Raw genomic sequence first — 17,685 nt, 5'->3', positions numbered from 1 at the left:
ATTGAAATGATTCCCTGTGTTCTACGCCAGCTCGTCCGGAAAGGTTTCAAGAAGACCGAAATATTTTTCGGCGGCTGTCCGGTCAGCACACCGTTTGAACGATGCGTTCGTTCCGTCCAGGAAGTAGACATGTTCTGCGAGCAGAAACGCCTCGTCGATGCTGTGCGTGACGAGCAATGTCGCCATTTCGGAAGTCTGCAACAACTGCTGCAGCCAGTTCTGCATCTCACTGCGTGTCCTCGCATCGAGTGAGGCGAACGGCTCGTCGAGCAACAGGATCGGTCGCGCGAGCATCATCGCACGGGCGAATGCGACGCGGGCGCGCATGCCGCCGGATAAGGCGGACGGGTAGCGCGAGGCCGCGTCTCGTAAACCGACCTGTTCCAGGTGCTCCGTGATGTCGCCGCGTCCGCCGAGCTTCGCGGCGAGTGCGACATTCTCAAAGACCGTCAAATGCGGAAGCAATCCCGCGTCTTGCGGGACATAACTCGTCAATCGAAGATCAGGAGAGATGCGGATACCGTCCCAACTGCTGTCGCCATCGCCTTCGAGCAATCCTGCGACCTGCCGCAGGAGCGTCGACTTGCCGCAGCCGGAGCGTCCGAGGATGGCGACGGTCTCGCCTGGCGAGACGGTGAGCGAAAGGTCACGATAGAGCGTTCGTCCATTATAATCGAAGCCGAGGTCAATGCACTGGAGCATCGCTTTGTCCTCCTTTGATGAGCATTTTTTCGAGCATCCGGCAAGCCGCGACCGCGATGTTCGCGAGCAGGACGATCCAGAGGATGATCGCGAACAGGAGCGGGGTTTGGAACGATTTCGCTGCCATCGTCAGCGCTTGACCGAGACCATGCTCCGATCCGAGCCACTCCGCGACGATCGCACCCATGATGGCGTACGTCGCAGCGAGCCGGAGACCGGCGAAATAGGCGGGGAGCGCATGTGGCCAGTCGAGATGGCGAAGCCTGAACATCCTTGTCGCCCCGAGGATGATGAACGTCCGGCTCGTCTCGGCCGGAGTGCTCTTCAGACCGCTCAGTGCCGAGATGGCGACAGGGAAGAAGCCGAACAGCAGGATGATGAGCAGCTTCGGCAACAGTCCGAAACCGAACCAGACGGCAAAGAGCGGAGCAAGGGCGATCATCGGGATGTTTTGTGTCATCGTCAGGAACGGTGTCAACAGACGGTCCGCCCGGGGAGACAGGAAGAGCGCGGTGGCGACAGCTGCACCGAATAGAGCGGACAGCAGGAATCCTGCGATGGCCGCTGACGCCGTCGCGAGCAGATCAGGCAGCAGTTGCGGCGTCGCCGTCCACCATTGCAGCGCGACTGCTGAAGGGGTGGGGAACATCCACGGTTCGATCTTGAACACCCGGACGGCAGCCTCGATCAGGAAGAGGATGGCAGGTCCGGCAATCAAGCGGTCACGCATCATATTTCCCGGTCAAATCCGTCATCGCGATCCCGTCTTTGACATGAAGCAGCTTGATTTGAGACAGGATACCCGGCGCGCCGAGTTCAATCAGACGCTGCTGCACGTCTGCGACGAGACGGAGCAGTCCTTCGAGGTCGCCTTCGATCGTCGTGTCGAGAGCGGAGACGCGGTACGGATAACCGGAAGCGTCGATCAGTCGGATCGCCTCATCGACGAGTGCGTAGGTCGCCTCCCGCGTCGGTTGGTTTTGCGGGATGACCTGCAGGCTGAGCAGTGTGTTCGTCATCTTAATTCGCTCCTTTCGGAAGGAAATCGTTCGTATACATACTTTCCGGGTCGACCGGTGTTTTCAGGAGCTTCTCCTTGGCGAGCCAGTCGCTAAACGCCTTGTAGACTGATGTCTTCATCTCACCCCAGCGCGGTGCGTCCGCCTGATATTCCTTCGCCAAGTACTCCTGGCTCTTCTCGACGAGCTTCGCATCGAGCGTCGGTTCCGCCTTCGACAGGATTCTTGCCGCGTCTTCCGGGTGGTCGATCGCATAGGTGTACCCTTCCGAGACCGCCGAGAGGAACGCTTTCGCCGTCTCCGGGTCCTGCTTCAGGTAGGATTCTGAAGAGACGAGGACAGGCGTGTAATAGTCGAGCTCCTTCGCGTAGTCCTTGACGTATTGTATGTTCAACGGCTCGCCGCGAAGCTCCGCCTCGACGCCGGTCCAGCCATAGTAGATCCACGTGAAGTCGATCCCTTTCTTGACTGCCGTGAAATAGTCGGCTGATCCGATGTTTTTGATGTCGACCTGCTCGACGTCACCACCGTCGCTCTTCATGAGGGCGCCGATCATTGATTTCTCGATCGGTCCGCCGTATCCGCCGTACGTCTTGCCTTCATAATCCTGTGGTGAGCGGATGTCACGGTTCTTAGGCGAAGCGAAACCGGACGTGTTGTGCTGGATGATCGCCGCGACGGCCTTGATCTTGACGCCGCTTGCGCGCGCGTTCGTCAGTGCTTCCTGTCCGCTGACGCCGAACTGCGCCCGCCCGCTCGCGACGAGCTGTTCCGCTCCGGTCTCGCCGGGTTGGATGATTCTCACCTTGAGTCCTTTTTTCGCGAAATAGCCCTTCTTTGACGCGACATAGAGACCTGTATGGTTCGTGTTCGGCGTCCAGTCGAGTACGACGGTCAATTCCTTCTCCTTCTTCTCTTCTTCGGCACCTGTCGCGCATCCGGCGAGGATGAGCGGCGGCAACATCAGGGACAACCATTTCTTACGCATGTGCAGTTCCTCCTTCAGTTTTCTGGACGAACGAAAAACGCGCCTTCGATGGACGAAGGCGCGCAAACACCAGGGGACATGTACGACGCGTCCCGAGGTCTTGCGTCGTCCTTCCGCCGGTATTACCCGGATCAAGTATACAGATCGATGTGTTTGAGGCACATCCTCTCAGCCGGCCAATCCCAGCACTCTGCGACGCGTTATTCGATTCGATGTAACTGTACTCGACAACGACTGCCCATGGCAACCCTTAATCGAGAAGATCTTTTGGATCAAGCTGGACGGTGATGACGACTTCTTCCGTGTCGGGTTCGGCATAGGCCTCGGCGACGCAGCCGTTCCATTTCGCATATTGCTCTGCGAGGAAACCGGCCTCGAGCTGGAAATATCCATTCGGCCGCTCCGACCGTGTCGATGCCGGCGGGATGAGGGTGAACAGGCGTTTGTTACCCTTCGATTTCGTCAGCGTCAAGTGACCGAATTGTGCTTCGCTGAAGAACGAGGAGAGCTCCTCCTCCGTCATAATCGGAAATTGACGGGCGAGGCGCTTTCCTGCCCAGTAAATGACATGGCGGTAGTCACTGCCGAGAAGGTCGGACAGGACGTAGTCGCGGATCAGCTCCGTGCTGAAGGCAGACTTAGATGATTGTTCCAATTGTACTCACTCCCGTCTCTGAAACTATTATAGCGGGCTAATTCCTATCGGTCATCGTTTTTTAAGAAAACATTTCCGGTGAAATGCGCCGGCTCGGGTTGTCTTATAAAAACTACAGGAGTAGAATAAGTGATGAAAAGGTGAATTTCCTTATGAAAGCGCTTTTCTACCAAAATGCGCCAGCGGTTGCTTGGCAAACAAAAGGGGGGATTTGGATGGCGAATCATCGTGATTTCGTGAGTCGCAAAGTGCACTCACTACTCGGCGTCATTCCAATCGGGTTATTCTTACTTTCTCACTTGACGACGAACTATTTCATCGTCCGGGGTGAGGAGGATTTCAACAAGGCTGCGGAAATCGTGGGGAGCGTTCCGTACCGTCTATTCCTTGAGGTCTTCGTGATTTTCATTCCAATCATCCTACACGGCGTCTACGGGGTCTACATCGCGTTCACGGGATCCGTCAACACGGGACGTTATACATACTTCCGGAACTGGATGTATGTCCTGCAACGTTTCACGGGCGTTTTCCTTGTCATCTTCATCAGCTGGCATGTATGGGAGACGCGAATCGCTGCGGCTATGGGCACGCCGGTCGATGCTGCGATGATGCAGAACATCGTCGACAACGGCTTCATGCTCGCGTTCTACATCGTCGGAATCCTTGCGACGACATTCCATCTCGCGAACGGTCTCTGGACATTCGCGATCACGTGGGGCATCACACAGTCACCTGCTTCACAGCGGGCGATGTCGTATGTTGCGGCCCTCGTATTCATCGGACTCTCGTATGTAGGCGTTCGCTCGATTTTGACGTTTGCAGGCGTGATGTAAGGAAAGGGGAAAGAAATCCATGGCAAATAAGAATATCGTCATCATCGGCGGCGGACTCGCCGGCTTGATGGCTACCATAAAAGCAGCAGAACAAGGTGTCCCGGTCAAGTTGTTCTCGCTCGTGCCGGTCAAACGCTCGCACTCGGTCTGTGCGCAAGGCGGGATCAACGGAGCGGTCAACACGAAAGGGGAGGGCGATTCGCCTTACCAGCATTTCGATGACACGGTCTACGGGGGAGACTTCCTTGCGAACCAGCCGCCTGTAGAAAAGATGGCGGAAGCGGCACCGAAGATCATTCACATGTTCGACCGGATGGGCGTCATGTTCAACCGGACGCCGGAAGGACTGCTTGACTTCCGTCGTTTCGGGGGTACACTTCACCACCGGACGGCATACGCCGGCGCGACGACAGGACAGCAGCTGCTCTACGCACTCGACGAGCAGGTCCGGAAGTTCGAGGCGCAAGGTTTGGTAGAGAAGTTCGAAGGATGGGAATTCCTTCGGGCGATCATCGACGAGGAGGGTGTCTGCCGCGGTGCGGTCTGCCAAGACCTCCGTTCGATGGAGATCGAGTCGTTCCCAGCTGACGCGGTCATCCTCGCGACGGGCGGTCCTGGCGTCATCTTCGGCAAGTCGACGAACTCCGTCATCAACACGGGGCAAGCGGCTGCGGCCGTCTACCGTCAAGGTGCTGTCTATGCGAACGGTGAGTTCATCCAGATCCACCCGACGGCGATCCCAGGCGACGACAAGCTTCGTCTCATGAGCGAGTCTGCCCGCGGTGAAGGCGGACGCGTCTGGACGTATAAGGACGGAAAGCCTTGGTACTTCCTCGAAGAGAAGTATCCGGCATACGGAAACCTCGTGCCGCGTGACATCGCGACACGTGAGATTTTCGACGTCTGTGTCAACCAGAAGCTCGGCGTCAACGGCGAGAACATGGTCTACCTCGACCTGTCACACAAGGACGCGAAGGAACTCGACGTCAAGCTCGGCGGGATCCTCGAGATCTATGAGAAGTTCGTCGGTGACGATCCGCGCAAAGTGCCGATGAAGATCTTCCCGGCTGTCCACTATTCGATGGGCGGACTATGGGTCGACTACGATCAGATGACGAACATTCCGGGGCTGTTCGCTTCAGGCGAATGCGACTACTCGATGCACGGGGCGAACCGCCTCGGCGCGAACTCGCTTCTGTCTGCCGTCTACGGCGGTATGGTGGCCGGACCTTCAGCCATCAGCTACATCAACGGACTCGACAAGCTGGTCAGCGACATGCCGGAAGACGTCTTCGAACAGCATAAGATCGCTGAGATCGAGCGTTTCAATGACATCCTCGCGATGGACGGAACGGAGAACGCCTACCAGATCCACCGCGAACTCGGTGAGATCATGACGGACAACGTCACGGTCGTCCGGTACAATGACAAGCTCGAAGCGACCCTCAAGAAGATCGCGGAGCTGCGTGACCGTTACAACCGCATCTCGACGACGGATACGGCGCGCTGGAGCAACCAGGGTGCATCGTTCATCCGCCAGCTTGACCATATGCTCGACCTCGCGGAAGCGATCACGCTCGGTGCGCTCAAGCGTGACGAAAGCCGCGGTGCCCACTATAAGCCGGACTTCCCGGAACGCGACGACGAGCGTTTCCTGAAGACGACGATCGCCCGCTACGTCAATGGACATGCGGAAATCAGCTACGAAGAAGTCGACGTCTCGCTCATCCCGCCGCGTAAGCGCGATTACAGCAAGAAGTCGAAGAAAGAGGTGAAATCATAATGGCGACACCACTTGAGAAGACGAACCAGAAGCCGGTCCAGTTCCTGATCACGCGTCAGGACGGTCCGGACGGTAAATCATATGATGAAGCCTTCGAAGTCCCGTACCGCCCGAACATGAACGTCATCTCGGCATTGATGGAGATTCGCCGTAACCCGGTCAACGCTGCCGGCGAGAAGACGACACCGATCACGTGGGACATGAACTGTCTCGAGGAAGTGTGCGGTGCCTGTTCGATGATCATCAACGGCAAGCCGCGCCAGTCGTGTACGGCACTCGTCGATCAGCTCGAACAGCCGATCCGTCTGCAACCGATGAAGACGTTCCCGGTCGTCCGCGATCTCCAAGTCGACCGTCAGCGCATGTTCGACGCGCTCAAGAAGGTCAAGGCATGGGTGCCGATCGACGGTACGTATGATCTCGGTCCTGGACCGCGTATGCCTGAGAACAAGCGCCAGTGGGCGTATGAGCTGTCGAAATGCATGACGTGCGGCGTCTGCCTCGAAGCCTGCCCGAACGTCAACGACCGTGAGAGCTTCATCGGTCCTGCCGCGATTTCACAAGTCCGTCTTTTCAACACGCATCCGACAGGTGCCTTCCATAAGGAAGACCGCCTTGAGGCGCTGATGGAGGATGGCGGGATCATGCAGTGCGGTAACGCGCAGAACTGTGTCGAGGTGTGCCCGAAAGGCATCCCGCTTACGACGTCGATCGCAGCGATGAACCGCTCTACGACGCTCCACTCATTCAAGAAGTTCTTCGGCAGTGACGAAGGACGGACTGGCGAGCCAGTCGGCCGTCATTGATCAACAAGAGAACGGAGGAGCATACTGTCATGGTAGGCTCCTCTTTCAGTTAGGAGGATACAGATGCGCATACCTGCATATATCGAAGATTTTCCGGTCTGGCTTGAAAGACTGAAGACGGGGACGCGTCTCGACGTCGCCGTACGCTTCGCCGAGACCGACGCCTACGGTCATATGAATAACCGGGTCCCGTTCGTCTACTTCGAGGACGTCCGGACATTGATGCTCGAAGAGACGGGCTACTCGATCGAGGACGACGGGATCGTCGTCGTCGCTGACGCCCAGTGCAACTACATCCAGCAAGTCTATCCGCGGGCCCGTCTAGCGGTCTATGCTTATCCGATGCAAGTCGGGAAGGCTTCGTGCGACGTCCACTACGCGGCGTTCGACGAGAAGGGCGAACTCGCCTTCACGGGCCGGACATCGATGGTTCAAATCGACACTTCTGGAAAAGCAGTTCCATGGCGGACCGAGTATAAAAATTCCTTGCAGAATCGGTTCGAATCCGTTAACATTTGATAATGAGTTCACAAATACGAAAACGACTCACTAGTACGTTATTAGTGGAGGGAGATTTCTTAACCATGGAAAAAACATTCAAAGTCATCGCTGATTCAGGCATTCACGCTCGTCCAGCAACCCAACTCGTCAATACAGCTTCTAAATTCCAATCAGACATCAACTTGGAGTACAACGGGAAGACTGTAAACCTCAAGTCGATCATGGGTGTTCTCTCACTCGGAATCGCGAAGGATTCAGAAATCAAAATCGTTGCTAACGGCGACGACGCTTCTGAAGCAGTCAACACACTTTCAGACATGCTGACAAGCGAAGGTCTTGCACAGTAATTCTTTTTTAAACCTTTTGGACGCCGGTCTTGCACCGTCGTCCTTTTTTGTTAGGATTGAAAGTGAAAGGTGTGACGCTTGTGAAGAACAGGGCTATCGGGGTGCTCGATTCCGGAGTCGGCGGTCTGACCGTCGCCCGTGAATTGATGCGGCAACTCCCGCACGAACAGATCATTTATGTCGGAGATACATTGCGGTGTCCGTACGGACCGCGCCCTGAAGACGAAATCAGGGAATTCACGTGGGAGATGATCGACTTCCTCGTCGCCGCGGACGTCAAGCTGATCGTCATCGCCTGTAACACAGCGACCGCGGTCGTCCTGAAAGAGGCGAGGGCGAAGCTCGACATCCCGGTCATCGGTGTCATCGATCCCGGTGCGCGCGCCGCCGTCAAAGTGACGCGTTCGAAAAAGATCGGCGTCATCGGAACGAAGATGACGGTCGAAAGCAATTCCTATGTCCGGTCGCTCAAACACGTCGAGGGGCAAATCGAAGTGCGCTCACTCGCGTGCCCTCCGTTCGTCCCGCTCGTCGAGTCCGGACAGATCGAAGGGGATTACGTCGAGCGCGTCGTCCGCAGCACGCTCGCGCCGCTGATCGGTCAACCGATGGATACGCTCATCCTCGGATGCACCCATTATCCGATCCTTGCGCCAGTCATCGGCAAGGTGATGGGACCGGACATCAAGTTGATTTCGTCAGGCGACGAGACAGCGCTCGAAGCAGCGGCGTTGCTTGATTACAGCGACATGGAGGCGGAACGGCTCGACGTTCCGGAACATGACTTCCATGCGACAGGCGACGTCGAGGCGTTCGACCGGATCGCATCGGACTGGCTCGGTCGAACCGTCCGGGCGAAGCGCTTGAAACTAGGGAAAGAAGGCGATGTGAATGCGTTCAGATAACAGAAACAGAGACGAGATGAGGAAGGTCGAGATCATCCCTCATATCAACAAACATGCGGAAGGATCCGTTCTCATCTCGATCGGGGATACGCGTGTCATCTGTACGGCGACGGTCGAGGAGAAGATTCCTCCGTTTCTTCGTGGAAAGAAACAGGGCTGGATCAATGCTGAGTACGCCATGCTGCCCCGGGCGACGGAACAGCGGACGGCACGCGAATCCGTCCGCGGCAAGCAGACGGGGCGCACGATGGAAATCCAGCGTCTGATCAGCCGCGCTCTTCGCTCGGTAGTCGATCTCGAACGGCTCGGCGAACGGACGGTCTGGGTCGATTGTGATGTCGTGCAGGCCGATGGCGGTACACGCACGGCGGCGATCACGGGCGGATTCTTCGCGTTAGTGCTGGCAGTCGACCGACTCATACAGAGCGGAAAGCTTGCTGATACACCGATCAGGGAGGGAATCGCAGCCGTCTCCGTCGGGAAGCATGCAGGTGAAATCCTGCTTGATCTTTCCTACGAGGAGGACGCGATGGCAGAAGTCGACATGAATGTCGTCATGACGTCGTCCGGCAAGTTCGTCGAGGTCCAAGGGACAGGCGAGGAAGCGACGTTCACGCGCCGTGAGATGCTCGAGATGCTCGATCTCGGGGAGCAAGGAGTCACGGCGCTCCTAGAAGCTGGACAAGCGGCGCTAGGCGCATCCTGGTGGTACGTCGGTGAAGAATTGGGGGAGACACCATGAAGATCATCGTAGCGACAAGGAATGCCGGGAAAGTGAGAGAGCTCGAGGCTATGCTCGGACAGCTCGGCTATACGGTCGAATCGCTTCTGGACCATCCGGACGCGCCGGAGACGGACGAGACAGGTGTCACCTTCGAGGAGAATGCGGAACTGAAATCCCGTGAGGCGGCCCGCTATTTCGGCGTGCCTGTACTCTCGGACGACTCGGGGCTGGAAGTCGATGCGCTTGACGGTGCGCCTGGAGTATACTCGGCCCGCTTCGCGGGAGAAGCGAAATCGGATGCGGCGAACAACGCCTTATTGCTCGAGAAGCTTGCAGGAGTCGAAGGTGAGGCCCGTTCGGCCCGCTTCGTTTGTGTGCTGTCACTTGCGAAGCCGACCGGTGAGACGTTGACGGTGCGCGGGACGCTCGAGGGACGGATCAATGAGGAGCCGCGCGGCTCAAACGGATTCGGCTACGATCCTTTATTCGATATCCCGTTTCTTGGACGGACGGCGGGGGAATTGAATAAGGATGAGAAAGCGGCGATCAGCCATCGCGGCAACGCGCTGCGACTGCTCGGAGACCAATTGCGTCCGTTCCTCGAAGAGAACTGATCCAACTTTTTAGTATCATGTGTACAGCCAGACGAATCGTTTTTCTAAAATACTCCGACTAGAAAGGAGGTGCGGGCGTTCTCTTCTGTGCGCAGAACTTGAGACGCCCGACTTCTGATGAAAGTATTGATCGTCAGCGACAGCCATGGCCTTGAACAGGAACTGAAAGATGTATTCGAGCTACACCGTGATGCGGATCTCGCCTTCCATTGCGGTGACTCGCAGCTGCACGGGGGAGCGGAATGCCTTTATCCATACCGCGTCGTCAAAGGAAACTGTGACTACGGCAACGATTTCCCGGACGAGCTGGTCGAAGAGACGGATTTCGGGAAGATTTTCTGCATCCACGGACATCGCCAGGACGTCAAGTACGACTTGAACACGCTCCGTTACAAGGCGCTCGAACGCGGTGCGGACGTCGTCCTGTTCGGACATACCCATGTCGCCGGTGCCGCGGTGCAAGACGGTGTCCTTTTCATCAACCCGGGATCGATCCGGATGCCCCGTCATCGTCCGGACAAGACGCATGCGTTGCTCGAGGTGAAGGACGGACGATTCACAGTCCATTTCTTTGACACGACAGGCGAGGAAATCAATGCGCTTTACTTAGATGGAGATTGGCCGCTTACGAAATGACGCCAAGTGATTGACACGAAACAATTGTTCTAGTATAGTTTATTCGTGTTGACACGTCCCAATAGCTCAGCCGGATAGAGCAACGGCCTTCTAAGCCGTCGGTCGGGGGTTCGAATCCCTCTTGGGACGCTATAATTAAAATAGAGGTTGCCTTTACGGAGGCAGCCTCTTTTTTTGTTTTTCTGTTATGATGAGGGTATCAAACAGCTTTTTCTTGAAGGGAGACCGATCAATGAGGTGGAAGCAATTAGGCGCTGTTCTTGCCGTGTCGGCGATGCTCGCGGGATGCGGTGAGGTGACTCAGACGGTAGACGATGCGAAGGAGAAGGTCACGAACGCGAAGGAAAGCTTCGGCTACGCCGGGGACTTGAAGGACATCGCGAACGATACACTGCGACTGACGGGCGAGATGGCGGCAGAGCTCGAGCAGGCTGCTGAGAGCGCGCGCCAGTCGAATGATCCGCAAGCCGCATTCGAGGCGCAACTTGACAAGCTGAAGCAGAACGGGACGGTCGAGTCGTTCAACACGGAACTGGCGAAGATCGATGAACGCCTGCAAGGACTGGAGAGTCCTCCGGCCGAACTCCAGGAGTTGAGCGGACAGCTCGAAGGATACGTCAATCAGGCGCAGGACATCTCGAACCTGTTTGAAAATCCGGTCTCGCTCGATTCGCTCAACCAGATGGGACTCGAACAGGCGGGGCAGCTGAAGGAATCGATCAGCAAGTGGACCGACCTGCTCAGCCCGTTCATGAACTGACTATGACGTAACCGACCAGGAGGTTTTTGATATGGGAAAGAGATGGATGCCCGAAGCTTATGCAACGGAGTGCATGAGAGCGAGTATGTTCTCGACGGCGGAGAAGGATATGTTCATCGCATCGCTCGACGCAGAGGTGAGCGATGATGACCGGCTCTATATCTTGAGCATCATCCGTCCCTTCTACGAGACGAACGACTTGTTCGAGGAGTACGAAGAACTCATCGACCGGCAGGGGGATTTTTACGGACGGACGATCATCGAGGGGTTGCTCGCGCGCGAGCGTTTCGAGAAACGTTCGACCCGGGCGCTCCTGATGAACCACGGTCTACATCTTCCTTACGCCTTAGCGCTTGAAGTCGAGCGGGCACTTGAGTGGGCGGAAAAACCCGATACTTCGCGCTCTGTCGATCACAATCCTTTCGACGGGATGACGGACCATGAGCTGACGGAGGTTGAACGGGATCTGCTCGACGGGCCGTTGCTGTTCGACCCGTCAAAACCGGTCCGGGACATCTCGGACGAGGAGCTGATGCGCGTTCTGGCCGAGGAGCCGATCGAGGTGCAGGTGCTCTATCTGAACAGCATGGACCTCCGTTTAAGAGGCGAGGCGTTCACGGATTTCATCGTCAAGCGCTATGTCGCAGACGCCGGTATCAGCAAACAGTCGCTCCTCGTGCTGCGGCATCTCCTGTTCGCACTGTCGTACACGGAATATGCCGGGCCGATCAATCTTAAGCGCCGCCATTCCGGGCTCAGATACGAATTCAAATCCGCCGAGGACCTGCAGGAACACCTCTTTGGTTCGATGATGCAGCGTGTCGAAGTCGAGGAACGCGTCGAAGAGGAGATGCAGGAAGAGATCGAGGACGGGAACTTCGACGAGGAAGAGGCGGAGGAAGAATCCTCGCGGGTGATCGTGATGTACGACATGCTCGAAACTTACCTGTTCCCTGAAGTGATCGACCTTTCGGGACAGAACATGATGGAGTTCGCGTTTGCGCTCGAGATGTTCATGGGACTCGATGAATTGACGAAGAAGAAGCGCCGGAAGGAAGGCGATGACCTCGCCTATTTCGAGCAGGCCTTGTCGGCTGTCCTGGAAGAATTCCGGTACTTCTGGCAGACCGCCTAAGTGGAATGAATCCGGGCAAGTAATCAAGTGGAAATGAAAGTGACGTCTGTGCTATAATGTGTCTTGTTGTACACAAACGTACGCTAATTGACAATTTTGGAGGGACTTAGCATGACTGCAAAATGGGAAAAACAATCAGGTAGCCTCGGCGTCCTCACGTATGAAGCGCCTGCTGAAGCATTCGATAAAGCGGTAGACCAAGCGTTCAAGAAGGTCGTCAAGACACTCAACACGCCTGGATTCCGTAAAGGGAAAATGCCACGCGCAATGTTCAACAAAATGTACGGTGAAGAGGCACTCTACCAAGATGCACTCGACATCCTCTACAAAGACACGATCGAACAAGCTGTCGTCGAGTCTGGCATGGAGCCAATCGCACTCGACAACATCGATGTCGAGACACTTGAAAAAGGCAAACCGGTCGCTTTCAAGGTGACATTCGTCATCGAACCTGAGGCAGAACTCGGTGAGTACAAAGGCCTCGAGTATACAGCTGTCGAAACGAACGTTTCTGACGAAGATGTAGACGCTGAACTCAAGACGCTTCAAGAGCGCGGCGCTGAGCTCGTCGTCAAAGAAGACGGTGCGATCGAAGAAGGCGACACAGTCGTATTCGACTTCGCAGGATTCAAAGGTGAAGAGCAGTTCGAAGGCGGCACAGCTGAGAACTACACGCTCGTCATCGGTTCTGGAAACTTCATCCCAGGCTTCGAAGAGCAAATGATCGGTCTCAAAGCAGGCGATCAAAAAGACCTCGACGTCACTTTCCCTGCTGAGTACCATGCAGAAGATCTCGCTGGAGAGGCTGTCACATTCAAAGTGACGATCCACGAAATCAAATCGCAAGAGCTTCCTGAGCTGAACGACGAGTTCGCGAAGGACATGGACGAAGAAGTGTCTTCACTCGACGAGTTGAAAGCAAAAATCCGTACACGTCTCGAGAACTCACGCAAGCAAGAAGCAGACGCTTCGATGCGCGATGAGCTCGTAGAAGCTGCGACGAAGAACGCGAAGGTCGACCTTCCTGAAGTGATGGTCGAGAACGAAGTGGAGCGCATGATCCAAGAGTTCACACAACGCATCCAGTCGCAAGGCATCAACCTCGACATGTACTTCCAGTTGACTGGTTCGACGGAAGAGGCAATGCGCGAAGAGATGAAAGAGCAAGCGGAAGAGCGCGTCAAAGCACGCCTCGTCCTCAAGCAGATCGTCACTGAAGAGAAGATCGAAGTGACGGAAGAAGAAGCGAAAGCTGAACTTGCTTCGATGTCTGAGCTCTACAACATCCCTGCGGATCAACTCGAGACGATGCTTGCACCACAAGGCGGACTCGATACACTCAAAGGAGATCTTCAATTCCGTAAAGCGATCGACGTTCTCGTCGACAACGCGAAAGCGAAGTAATTCCTGTTCAAATGGCGACTCCAAGACCAATTTCTGGTCAAGGAGTCGTTTTTTTTGTACGATATAGGTCAAAGAAGGACAGAATCGAATCTGCTGCGTGGTACATTTTGGTCAGTCCAAGATTTGAAAGCGATTCGCTGTTCATGCTACAATCAGTATTAGTAAAACGTGAGATCGGACGCTAGAGGTGTCCGCACAATTTCCACGTTGAAGGGGTGGACCTTTATGTTTAAATTCAACGAAGAAAAAGGTCAGTTGAAGTGTTCTTTCTGTGGAAAGACACAAGAACAAGTGAGAAAACTTGTGGCTGGACCTGGCGTTTACATTTGTGATGAGTGTATCGAGCTTTGCAATGAGATCGTCGAAGAAGAGCTTGGCACAGAAGAAGAAGTAGAGCTGAAGAATGTCCCGAAACCGCAAGAGATCCGGGCGACATTGAACGATTATGTCATCGGGCAGGAAAAGGCGAAAAAAGCCTTGTCCGTCGCGATGTACAATCACTATAAGCGTATCAACGCCGGCGGGCGCGCGGATGACGTCGAGCTGTCGAAGTCGAACATCGTCATGATCGGGCCGACAGGTAGCGGTAAGACGCTCCTCGCTCAGACGATGGCACGCATCTTGAACGTCCCGTTCGCGATCGCTGACGCGACAAGTCTGACGGAAGCTGGTTATGTCGGGGAGGATGTCGAGAACATCCTGCTCAAATTGATCCAGGCTGCCGACTATGACGTCGAGAAGGCTGAAAAAGGTATCATCTACATCGATGAGATCGATAAAATCGCGCGCAAGTCGGAGAACCCTTCGATCACGCGTGACGTCTCAGGTGAAGGTGTGCAGCAAGCGCTGCTGAAAATCCTCGAGGGTACTGTCGCAAGCGTACCGCCACAAGGCGGACGTAAGCACCCGCATCAAGAATTCATCCAGATCGATACGACGAACATCCTCTTCATCGTCGGTGGAGCATTCGACGGCATCGAGCAGGCGATCAAACGCCGTCTCGGTAAGAAAGTCATCGGTTTCGGTCATGATTCGGAGAACCGTTCGCTTACGCAGAAGGAGATCCTTCAAGCGGCGCTTCCTGAAGATTTGCAGAAGTTCGGATTGATTCCGGAGTTCATCGGTCGTCTGCCTGTCATGGCGACGCTTGAGCCGCTCGATGAGCACGCTCTCGTCGAAATTTTGACGAAACCGAAGAACGCCCTGATCAAACAATACAAGAAGATGCTTCAACTCGACGATGTCGAACTCGACTTCACGGACGAGGCATTGATCGAAATCGCGAAGCTTGCCATCTTGCGCAAGACTGGGGCACGCGGACTGCGCTCGATCATCGAGGAGACGATGCTTGAGATCATGTTCGAAATCCCGTCGCGCGATGACATCGCGAAAGTCGTCATCACAGCTGAGACGATGACCGGTAAACGCGGTCCGACGCTCGAGCTCAAAGACGGCACGATTGAACACGGAACGGAAAAAGAAACGGCGTAACACCGTGACAGACGGGCTCGGAGGCTAATGTTGGCTGCCTTCTGAGCCTTTTTGTTTAGGAGGGATTTTTGATGAAGACGAAACAATATCCATTGCTCCCGCTTCGTGGAGTGGTCGCCTACCCATTGATCGGTTTGACGATCGATGTCGGGCGCCCGATCTCGCTCAAGGCGTTGCTCGCCTCGAAGGAGCAGAACATCGACCTCGTCGTCGCGACGCAAATCGATGCGGAAGAAGAACCGTCGGCGAAAGGACTTTACGGGGTCGGTACGATCGTTCAAATCGCGAAGATGAGCGAACTCGGGAATGAGACGGTCCGTGTACGTGTCATCGGAAAGGAACGGGTCAAGATCAAACATGTCGAGGAGACGGAAGACGGCCTTGTCGCTGAAGTCGAGCCGATCGAGCGTCCGGAAGTCAAAGGCGCGAAGCAGGAGGCACTCGTCCGCATCATCAAGGAACAGTTCGGTCAGCTCGTCACCCGGATCAAGGGAATCGGGACGGATGAGCGCCGCCGTTACGAGACGTATGAGCGGCTTGACGCATTGACGGACTACATCACGTCGAAGCTTCCGGTCGACGTCGCGAAGAAGCAGGAGTTCCTCGAGGAACAGGACCCTGTCGAACGCGGTCTGATGCTCCTTGAAGTGATGAAGCATGAATACGAGGTCGTCGAACTCGAACGGGAGATGCGGGAGCGGACGAAGAAGACGATCGAACAGTCGCAGCGCGAGTATTACTTGCGTGAACAGCTCAAGACGATCCAGCAGGAACTCGGCGGAGAGTCCGTCTCGGCGGAGAGTGATGCCGCGAACTACAAAGAGAAGCTCGCCTTGCTCGACTTACCTGAGACGACGGTCGCGAACATCGAGAAGGAGATCAACCGGCTTGCCGTCGTCCCGGCGACGAGCCCGGAGCACGGTGTCATCCGGAACTACCTCGAGTGGTTCTTCTCCTTGCCGTGGAATGACGCGACGGAAGACTTCCTGAACGTCGCTTCGGCTTCGGAACAGCTCGATGAGGACCATTACGGCCTCGAGAAGGTCAAAGAGCGGATTCTCGAATACCTCGCCGTCCGCCAGCTGACGGACTCGCTCCGTGGACCGATCCTCTGTCTCGCCGGACCTCCGGGAGTCGGGAAGACGTCACTCGCCCGCTCGATCGCGACGGCGCTCGAACGAAAATTCGTCCGTGTCTCGCTCGGCGGGGTGCGGGACGAAGCGGAGATCCGCGGTCATCGCCGGACGTATATCGGTGCGATGCCTGGCCGGATCATCCGCGGCATCAAGCAGGCGGGGACGAACAATCCGGTCTTCCTGCTCGATGAGATCGACAAGATGTCAAACGATTTCAGAGGCGATCCTTCGTCCGCCATGCTCGAAGTGCTTGATCCGGAACAGAACAACTCGTTCTCCGACCACTATATCGAGGAGCCGTTCGACCTGTCGAACGTCCTGTTCATCGCGACGGCGAACGATGTGTCGAACATTCCAGGCCCTCTGCTCGACCGGATGGAGTTGATCCAGATCGGTGGATACACGGAACAGGAGAAGACAGAGATCGCGATTCGCCATCTCCTCAGTAAGCAGCTGAAGGAACACGGCTTGAAGAAGAGCCAGCTGACGGTGAAGCCGGAAGCGTTGCAGGAAGCTGTCCGCCGCTACACGCGGGAAGCCGGTGTCCGTAATCTTGAACGTGTGATCGGCGCGATTTGCCGAAAGGCAGCGAAGCAGATCGCGATGGGCGAGAAGAAGCGTGTCACGGTGACGAAGCGCAACCTCGTCGATTTCCTCGGCAAGCCGCGTTACCGTTACGGGCAGGGGGAACTTGAGGATACGGTTGGCGCGGTGACCGGATTAGCGTATACTGCATTTGGAGGCGACACGCTGACGATCGAGGTCAGCCTTGCGCCAGGCAAAGGAAAACTGCAACTGACCGGTAAGCTTGGCGACGTCATGCAGGAGTCTGCGCAGACGGCCTACAGCTACGTCCGTGCCAACGCGGAGAAGTTCGGAATCGATCCGGACTTCTATGAATCACGCGATGTCCACATCCACGTCCCGGAAGGCGCAGTGCCTAAAGACGGGCCGTCAGCCGGTATCACGATCGCGACGGCGCTCATCTCGGCACTGACGAAGCGCCCGGTCCGGCGTGACGTCGGGATGACCGGTGAGATCACGCTTCGCGGACGCGTCCTGCCGATCGGCGGATTGAAGGAGAAGTCGCTTGCCGCACACCGTGCAGGCTTGACGACGGTCCTCTTGCCGAAGGACAACGAACGTGACATCGACGATATCCCGGAAAGCGTCCGTCAGACGATGACGTTCGTGCCCGTCAGTAAGATGGAAGAAGTGCTGAAGCACGCATTTAAAGGAGATTGAC

Annotated in this window: 19 protein-coding genes, 1 tRNA gene and 1 riboswitch; of the genes, 15 read left to right on the top strand and 5 right to left on the bottom strand. The window is 56.0% G+C overall.

Annotated features, from left to right (window positions below; translation table 11 throughout):
- Positions 1-21 precede the first annotated feature (21 nt).
- From DFG60_RS01530 to DFG60_RS01510, 5 genes are all read right to left on the bottom strand, one after another.
- Positions 22-702, bottom strand: coding sequence for an ABC transporter ATP-binding protein (locus DFG60_RS01530; protein ID WP_114569957.1), 681 nt, complete (start codon positions 700-702; stop codon positions 22-24).
- Positions 686-1,432, bottom strand: a complete 747-nt coding sequence (locus tag DFG60_RS01525; RefSeq protein ID WP_157964464.1) for an ABC transporter permease — start codon at positions 1,430-1,432, stop codon at positions 686-688. Before DFG60_RS01525 ends, DFG60_RS01530 begins: the two co-directional genes overlap by 17 nt.
- A complete protein-coding gene (locus DFG60_RS01520; RefSeq protein ID WP_114569955.1) occupies positions 1,425-1,721 on the bottom strand; it encodes a thiamine-binding protein in 297 nt (98 codons plus the stop codon). Before DFG60_RS01520 ends, DFG60_RS01525 begins: the two co-directional genes overlap by 8 nt.
- A gap of 1 nt (position 1,722) precedes the next feature.
- A complete protein-coding gene (locus tag DFG60_RS01515; protein WP_114569954.1) occupies positions 1,723-2,709 on the bottom strand; it encodes an ABC transporter substrate-binding protein in 987 nt (328 codons plus the stop codon).
- Positions 2,710-2,800: 91 nt separating this feature from the next.
- Positions 2,801-2,912: riboswitch (TPP riboswitch) on the bottom strand.
- A gap of 47 nt (positions 2,913-2,959) precedes the next feature.
- Entirely contained in the window at positions 2,960-3,364 is a 405-nt protein-coding gene (locus tag DFG60_RS01510) for a YslB family protein (protein ID WP_114569953.1), read from the bottom strand.
- Between the two features lie 215 nt (positions 3,365-3,579).
- Here DFG60_RS01510 and DFG60_RS01505 point away from each other — a divergent pair, with 215 nt between their 5' ends.
- From DFG60_RS01505 to lon, 15 genes are all read left to right on the top strand, one after another.
- Positions 3,580-4,197 carry a succinate dehydrogenase cytochrome b558 subunit gene (locus tag DFG60_RS01505; protein ID WP_114569952.1) on the top strand — a complete coding sequence of 206 codons (618 nt, stop codon included), beginning with the start codon at positions 3,580-3,582 and terminating at the stop codon, positions 4,195-4,197.
- Between the two features lie 19 nt (positions 4,198-4,216).
- Positions 4,217-5,980, top strand: a complete 1,764-nt coding sequence (sdhA, locus tag DFG60_RS01500) for a succinate dehydrogenase flavoprotein subunit (RefSeq protein ID WP_114569951.1) — start codon at positions 4,217-4,219, stop codon at positions 5,978-5,980.
- A complete protein-coding gene (gene sdhB / locus DFG60_RS01495) occupies positions 5,980-6,786 on the top strand; it encodes a succinate dehydrogenase iron-sulfur subunit (RefSeq protein ID WP_114569950.1) in 807 nt (268 codons plus the stop codon). Before sdhA ends, sdhB begins: the two co-directional genes overlap by 1 nt.
- Positions 6,787-6,849: 63 nt before the next feature.
- Positions 6,850-7,305 (top strand): acyl-CoA thioesterase, encoded by a 456-nt coding sequence (locus tag DFG60_RS01490; protein ID WP_114569949.1) that lies wholly within the window; start codon positions 6,850-6,852, stop codon positions 7,303-7,305.
- Positions 7,306-7,370: 65 nt separating this feature from the next.
- The gene (locus tag DFG60_RS01485; protein WP_114569948.1) at positions 7,371-7,634 is read left to right on the top strand and encodes a phosphocarrier protein HPr; all 264 of its coding nucleotides are present in this window, start codon (positions 7,371-7,373) and stop codon (positions 7,632-7,634) included.
- A gap of 80 nt (positions 7,635-7,714) precedes the next feature.
- Positions 7,715-8,539 carry a glutamate racemase gene (gene racE, locus DFG60_RS01480; RefSeq protein WP_269801280.1) on the top strand — a complete coding sequence of 275 codons (825 nt, stop codon included), beginning with the start codon at positions 7,715-7,717 and terminating at the stop codon, positions 8,537-8,539.
- Entirely contained in the window at positions 8,526-9,281 is a 756-nt protein-coding gene (rph, locus tag DFG60_RS01475) for a ribonuclease PH (protein ID WP_114569946.1), read from the top strand. The genes racE and rph overlap by 14 nt, the downstream gene beginning before the upstream one ends.
- Complete coding sequence (locus DFG60_RS01470) at positions 9,278-9,877, top strand: XTP/dITP diphosphatase (RefSeq protein WP_114569945.1); 600 nt, start codon at positions 9,278-9,280, stop codon at positions 9,875-9,877. Before rph ends, DFG60_RS01470 begins: the two co-directional genes overlap by 4 nt.
- A gap of 117 nt (positions 9,878-9,994) precedes the next feature.
- Entirely contained in the window at positions 9,995-10,513 is a 519-nt protein-coding gene (locus DFG60_RS01465; protein WP_114569944.1) for a metallophosphoesterase family protein, read from the top strand.
- Between the two features lie 55 nt (positions 10,514-10,568).
- Positions 10,569-10,642: transfer RNA gene (locus DFG60_RS01460), tRNA-Arg, on the top strand.
- Between the two features lie 103 nt (positions 10,643-10,745).
- Positions 10,746-11,273, top strand: a complete 528-nt coding sequence (locus DFG60_RS01455; RefSeq protein ID WP_114569943.1) for a hypothetical protein — start codon at positions 10,746-10,748, stop codon at positions 11,271-11,273.
- A gap of 31 nt (positions 11,274-11,304) precedes the next feature.
- Entirely contained in the window at positions 11,305-12,408 is a 1,104-nt protein-coding gene (locus tag DFG60_RS01450; protein ID WP_114569942.1) for a hypothetical protein, read from the top strand.
- Between the two features lie 111 nt (positions 12,409-12,519).
- Positions 12,520-13,812 (top strand): trigger factor, encoded by a 1,293-nt coding sequence (gene tig / locus DFG60_RS01445; RefSeq protein WP_114569941.1) that lies wholly within the window; start codon positions 12,520-12,522, stop codon positions 13,810-13,812.
- Between the two features lie 225 nt (positions 13,813-14,037).
- Complete coding sequence (clpX, locus tag DFG60_RS01440) at positions 14,038-15,303, top strand: ATP-dependent protease ATP-binding subunit ClpX (RefSeq protein WP_114569940.1); 1,266 nt, start codon at positions 14,038-14,040, stop codon at positions 15,301-15,303.
- A 71-nt stretch (positions 15,304-15,374) separates the two neighbouring features.
- Positions 15,375-17,684 carry an endopeptidase La gene (lon, locus tag DFG60_RS01435; RefSeq protein WP_114569939.1) on the top strand — a complete coding sequence of 770 codons (2,310 nt, stop codon included), beginning with the start codon at positions 15,375-15,377 and terminating at the stop codon, positions 17,682-17,684.
- Position 17,685 lies beyond the last annotated feature (1 nt).

Origin of the sequence: Exiguobacterium flavidum (assembly GCF_003344535.1) — a bacterium.
Classification (GTDB): Bacteria; Bacillota; Bacilli; order Exiguobacteriales; family Exiguobacteriaceae; genus Exiguobacterium_A; species Exiguobacterium_A flavidum.
The sequence above is the reverse complement of the archived record's forward strand: the minus strand, read 5'-3'. Positions and strand labels throughout refer to the sequence as shown.